The organism is Streptosporangium sp. NPDC003464 (assembly GCF_053588315.1).
On record NZ_JBSFPS010000429.1, the window covers coordinates 1 to 5121 of the forward strand.

Below are 5121 nucleotides of genomic sequence, written 5' to 3' on the forward strand. Positions count from 1 at the left end.
CACCCCGACACCGACGCCGACGCCGACGATCACCCCCAAAGTGCAGTTAACTGAGCTAAAAGCTAAGGGGTGGGGCCTGGACCGCTGGATCGAGGACTACACCCGCGGCCGCCCCTTCCACCGCATCATCGGCTTCGAAGCCGAGGAAATGCGCCGTGTCGAACGCGACGCCAAGCTCGGCCTGCCCGGCCGCATCCCGTCCTACCCACTGGTCGAGTGGGGCTGGAACCAGCAGATGTGCGACGACTACCTGTACGCCCATCTGGGGGTGCGCTGGAGAAAATCAGCGTGCTCGTTCTGTCTTATCTGGAATCTGGGCGATCTACGTTTCTCGTCCATGACACAGATCATCTGGGACAAGTTTCCCCTGGTGGCCGGACACGAGCAGGCCCGGCGCTGGTTGCAGTTCACCGCGAACATCGGGCGGGCGCCGAACACCGTCGTTGCCTACGCGCGAGCGGTCGAGGATCATCTGCGGTTCTGCGCGGCGGTGGGTGCAGATCCGCTGACCATCCGGGCCGACGTGGTGGCCGCATGGATCGGCGACCTGCACGAACGGCCGAATCCTCAGGCGCCGAAGCTGATCCACCTCGACTCCGGGACCGGTCTGGCGAACGCGACGGTCCAGCAATACGTGGTGGCGGCCCGATCGTTCTACCAGTTCCTGGTCGAGGACGAACTGCGCGAACGCAATCCCGTCCACCGCGGCGAATCCGGACGGCGTGGCGGCCGCCCCCGAATCGACGTCCTGGCCGCCGAGGAAACCGCCGCCCCCTGCCGGCCCGCTTCGACGACTACCTGAACACCCAGCCCTGGACCCTCTACGACGTACAGCGTGCCTTCCGCGCCGACAAAGACGACACCCAGCGCCCGGCAGGCGTGGTCCGTGCTGTGACCCGCCTGGCCGAAGGCACCCGCCGCCAGATGTTGACCGGCCTGGACGCCCGCGCCGAGACGCTGCACCTGCCGGTCGAGCACGACGGCCTGCACCAGCGCATCTGGCTGCAGCACCGCGACCCGTTCTACCCATGCGTCGAGCACGCCCTGGTCGCCGCCCCTGCGGTCGTCGCCAACAAGATCGGCCCTGGATTCGACCAAGCCTGGCAAGCCGCACTGGCTGGCCCGCGGAAGCTGCCGCGCGCCGCCTGATCCGACCTCGGTCTTGCGCAGTACAGAACCCCCTGCTGTGTCCGCCAGCCCGCGCAGGCGGCGCCCCGCCCCCTTCCCGTGGTGCGGACTGATGTCCCCCGTTTCCCCTCGGTGATCGCCCCGGTCTCGGCCGGACGCAGCGCCTTCTCGTCAGCGGGTACGGCTCATCGATCAACGACGGTGGCCTGCCTGACCAGCTCGCCTACCTGATCGACGCCATCGGCGCGGACAGCGTCCAGGAGTTGCTCCTCCAAGGGGCCGCCGACCGTGCCTTCGTCGCTGCCTGACTGGCCCGAATGCTTACGCCGGGGCGGGCCGTTCACGGATGGGGCTGAGCTGGGGCTGTGACAGAACTCAAACCGCCGTTCCCAATCGCGTGGAGATCATTCCCCGACTGCGTGCATAGTGCAATCATGTAGGGCTCCGGGCCCTCCGAAGCAGTGCCGCTCCGCCGACCTGATCGGCTGCAGCGTCACGGGTTTCCTTGTTACTCCACAGCGCGGCCGATGAGTTTGTGGCTCCCGGCCGGTCCAAGCTCGTGACACCCTAGGAAAGGACACCGCCATGTCGGAGCTTCTCGTCGACTTCATCACCTCCCTCGACGGCCACGCATCGGGAGAGGGATGGCCCGGGTTCTGGGGCCTCGAGGGCCCGGAGTACCTCGCATGGCTCGGCGAGCAGCCCGAGGCCACCTACCTGATGGGAGCGAACACCTACCGCCTGATGTCGGGCTTCGCCGCAGGCGAGGTCCCGAATGGTCAAGACGAGTTCAGGCCCGAAGAAGAGGCGTCCGTCGACGGGCTCACGCAAGCGTCCAAGGTGGTGTTCTCCTCCTCACTCAAGGAGCCACTGACGTGGGCCAATTCAACGCTCGTCCGCGACGACGCCGTCGAGGCGGTCCGCGCCATGAAGTCGAGCGGCTCGGGGCTCCTCAGCACGATCGGCAGCCTCAGCCTGTCCCGGTCCCTGCTACGAGCCGGACTCGTCGACCGCTTCCGGGTCGTGATGTTCCCGGTGATCACCGGGGCCACGGGCGAAGAACGCATCTACGACGGCTATCCGGACGTTGCCCTCGAGATGATCGAGCACCGCACCTTCGACGGCCGCATCCAGCTGGTCGAGTACAAGCCCCGCGTGCTCGAGCACCCGCCGCTCGGCGTCCCTGCGTGACGTCGCCCCGTCCGCCGGTCTGGACGGCACCAGACCGGCGCCGGCGGGCGCGGAGCAAGACCGAATAGAGGGCGAACGGTCAACGTCAGGACGCCCGGTCCAGGTCGCGTCGAAGGAGTAGACCAGCCGAGCAAGCTCCCCCATCCGGTACGGGCCGTGGAACCGGGTCTACGACCTGTTCCGCCGATGGCAGCGGAACGACACCTGGCACCGGATACTCACCCAACTCCAGTCCCTGGCCGACGCGAAAGGCGCGATCACATGGGACCTGTGCGTCGACTCCACGGTATGCCGCGCCCATCAGCACGGGGCCGGGGCCCGCAAGCAGGGTGACTCACAGAAGGAACCACCAGGCGGCATCTTCACCGAGCCTGGTGATCACGGGCTGGGACGCTCGCGCGGCGGGTTCACCACCAAACTGCACCTGGCCGTCGAGCAGGGCCAAAGCCCATGTCGATCGTGGTGACCGCTGGGCAGCGCGGGGACTCGCCGCAGTTCGAACCCGTCCTGGAGAAGATCCGCGTGCCCCGCATCGGGCCGGGGCGGCCGCGTGTCCGTCCCCATCGGGTCCGCGCCGACAAGGCATACGCCTCCCGCAGAAACCGCGCCTACCTGCGCCGCCGCGGAATCCGCTGCACCATCCCCGACAGAGCCGGCCAGGCGCGCAACCGCCAGAAGCTCGGCTCCCGCGGCGGCCGACCACCGCATTTCGACCCAGCCGACTGCCGCGAGCGTCACGCGGTCGAGTGCGGGATCAACCGCCTCAAGAGGCACCGCGCCGTCGCCACGCGATATGACAAGCTGGCAGTCCGCTACGAGGCGACCGTCCTCATCGCTGCCATCAACGAGTGGCTGTGATCAGCACCTCCACAGGGGTCCTACGCGACCCTGACCACGTACTTGCCCTGGACGCCGCCCGCCTCCAGCGCCCGGTGTGCCGCTGCTGTCTCCTCCAGAGGGAAGACCGTGTCCACCGCGGGGCTCAGCTTGCCCTCGACCACATGGCGGGCGAGGTCGTCGAAGTCCGCCCGCGTGGGGTTGCCGCTGAAGAAGCGCACCCGGCCGTGTCCGTGGACCGTGCTGACCGCGAGGTAGCCGAGCGACGCAGCGGGCCGTTTCAGGTCGAAGGCGATGGTGACCATGCGCCCGCCGGAATTCAGTAGGCGCCGGAAGGCCCGCAGGTCGGTCCCCACGGTGTCCAGGACCACGTCGAAGCGGCCCAGTTCCGCCGGCCGCACAGTCCGGTGGTCGACAGCCTTGTGCGCGCCGAGCCCGCGGACGAAGTCGAGGTTGGCTGCGCGGGCGAGGGCCGTGACCTCGGCGCCGTACGCCCGTCCGAGCTGGACGGCGGCGTTGCCGACACCGCCCGCCGCGCCCCGGACGAGGAGTCGTTCGCCGGGGCGCAGCCCGGCTTTGTCCCGCAGCGCGGTGATGGCCGTGGTGGCCACCGGCAGCGCGGCGGCGTCCACCAGGTCAAGGCCGTCGGGGAGCTGGCCGACCTGCTCGGCGGGCACGGTCACGTACTCGGCGGCGCTGCCGAACCCGGAGGTGCGGCCCAAGACCCCCCATACGTGGTCGCCGGCCGCGAACCGTGTGACTCCGGCACCCAGTGCGGCGACCTCGCCGGTGAAGTCCAAGCCGACGCGCTTGGGGAATTTGCGGCCGGTCAGGAGGCGGAGACGGCCGGCACGGGCTGCCAGTTCGCCGCCGTTGACGCTGAACGCGCGCACCTGCACAAGGACCTCACCGTGGGCCGGCTCGGGGCGTGGCACGCGGCCCGCGTAGAGCACATCGGGGCCACCGTAGCGGTCGTAGAGCACTGCCTTCATCATGCGGTCGTTCATCGTTCTGCCTTTGCCGCCGGGGGCCGTACAGGGGTCTGGCATCGACCGTAAGCTCTTAAGTGGACGCAATCGTCCGTTTGGACCGGAAGCGAGAGACAGTGATAACGGAATCCTCTCGGATCACAGCCCGGGACGGGGTGCGGGCGGACGCTCGGCGCAACCGGGAGCGCATCCTCGTGGCCGCCCGTGCGGTCTTTGCGGAGCACGGGATCGACGCCCCGATGGCGACCGTGGCCCGTCGGGCCGGGGTCGGCGTGGCGACGCTGTACCGGCATTTCCCGACCCGGGACGCTCTGGTGCGGGGCGCGTTCGCGCAGCAGATGGAGACCTGCGCGCGGGCGCTCACCGAGGCTCTGGCCGCCCCTGACCCGTGGCAGGGCTTCCAGCAGCTGGTTGAGACGGTCTGCGCTCTGCAACGGGAGGAACGCGGGTTCCCGGCTGCGTTCGTCGCGGCCTTCCCGGAAAGCACGTCGGAACACGCGCAGTCCCGGCAACGAGCCGAGCGGGACTTCACGACCCTGGTACGCAGGGCCCAGGCGTCGGGCGCGCTGCGGGCCGATTTTCACCCTTCCGACCTCGCCGTGATCCTGTTGGCACACTGCGGTCTGGTGACCGCCCTACCGGATGATGGTGCAGCGTCCCGGCGCCTGGTGGCCTATCTGCTCCAGTCGTTCCGGACCGACACGGCCAACAAACCGCTGCCTCCGCCGACTGCGCTGACACTGCGCAGCCTCCCGATTGCAACTGACAGCTCCCAGGGGCAGCGGCCCCCCAGAGCCTGACTGAAACGGTACCTGCCGCAGGGCACGTCCAGTCCGACAACTCCACTTTCGCAACAGGCCCCAGTACTCCAGCATCAGTTCGTGATCTTTGGTGGGTAGTGTGCCGCTCTTGTGATGGATCATGACGTTGCTGCGTGGGTAGCGGGGTTGGATGACCTGTTCGCTCGGGTGGCGAG

At 68.7% G+C, this 5121-nt stretch carries 5 protein-coding genes and 1 pseudogene; 5 read left to right on the forward strand and 1 reads right to left on the reverse strand.

The genetic code is table 11. The annotated features are described in order from the left end of the window. From ACWDS7_RS46340 to ACWDS7_RS46355, 4 genes and pseudogenes are all read left to right on the forward strand, one after another. Positions 1-802: site-specific integrase (locus ACWDS7_RS46340; RefSeq protein WP_451934494.1), on the forward strand; the 802-nt coding region annotated here is incomplete at its 5' end. 77 nt (positions 803-879) lie between these two features. Then, complete coding sequence (locus tag ACWDS7_RS46345) at positions 880-1149, forward strand: hypothetical protein (protein ID WP_451934495.1); 270 nt, start codon at positions 880-882, stop codon at positions 1147-1149. A 564-nt stretch (positions 1150-1713) separates the two neighbouring features. Beyond that, positions 1714-2319, forward strand: coding sequence for a dihydrofolate reductase family protein (locus ACWDS7_RS46350; protein ID WP_306872406.1), 606 nt, complete (start codon positions 1714-1716; stop codon positions 2317-2319). 27 nt (positions 2320-2346) lie between these two features. Then, a pseudogene (locus ACWDS7_RS46355) lies at positions 2347-3177 on the forward strand (IS5 family transposase); the annotation flags it as partial. A 20-nt stretch (positions 3178-3197) separates the two neighbouring features. Here ACWDS7_RS46355 and ACWDS7_RS46360 read toward each other — a convergent pair. Beyond that, entirely contained in the window at positions 3198-4163 is a 966-nt protein-coding gene (locus tag ACWDS7_RS46360) for an NAD(P)-dependent alcohol dehydrogenase (protein ID WP_451934496.1), read from the reverse strand. 176 nt (positions 4164-4339) lie between these two features. On the opposite strand from ACWDS7_RS46360, the gene ACWDS7_RS46365 reads away from it, so the two are divergent. Continuing rightward, positions 4340-4945 carry a TetR/AcrR family transcriptional regulator gene (locus ACWDS7_RS46365; protein WP_451934497.1) on the forward strand — a complete coding sequence of 202 codons (606 nt, stop codon included), beginning with the start codon at positions 4340-4342 and terminating at the stop codon, positions 4943-4945. Positions 4946-5121: the final 176 nt, after the last annotated feature.

Bases quoted from the DNA above. Each gene is read 5' to 3' on its own strand.
- ACWDS7_RS46350 (WP_306872406.1), top strand. From the start codon at position 1,714: ATGTCGGAGCTTCTCGTCGACTTCATCACCTCCCTCGACGGCCACGCA.
- ACWDS7_RS46360 (WP_451934496.1), bottom strand. From the start codon at position 4,163: ATGAACGACCGCATGATGAAGGCAGTGCTCTACGACCGCTACGGTGGC.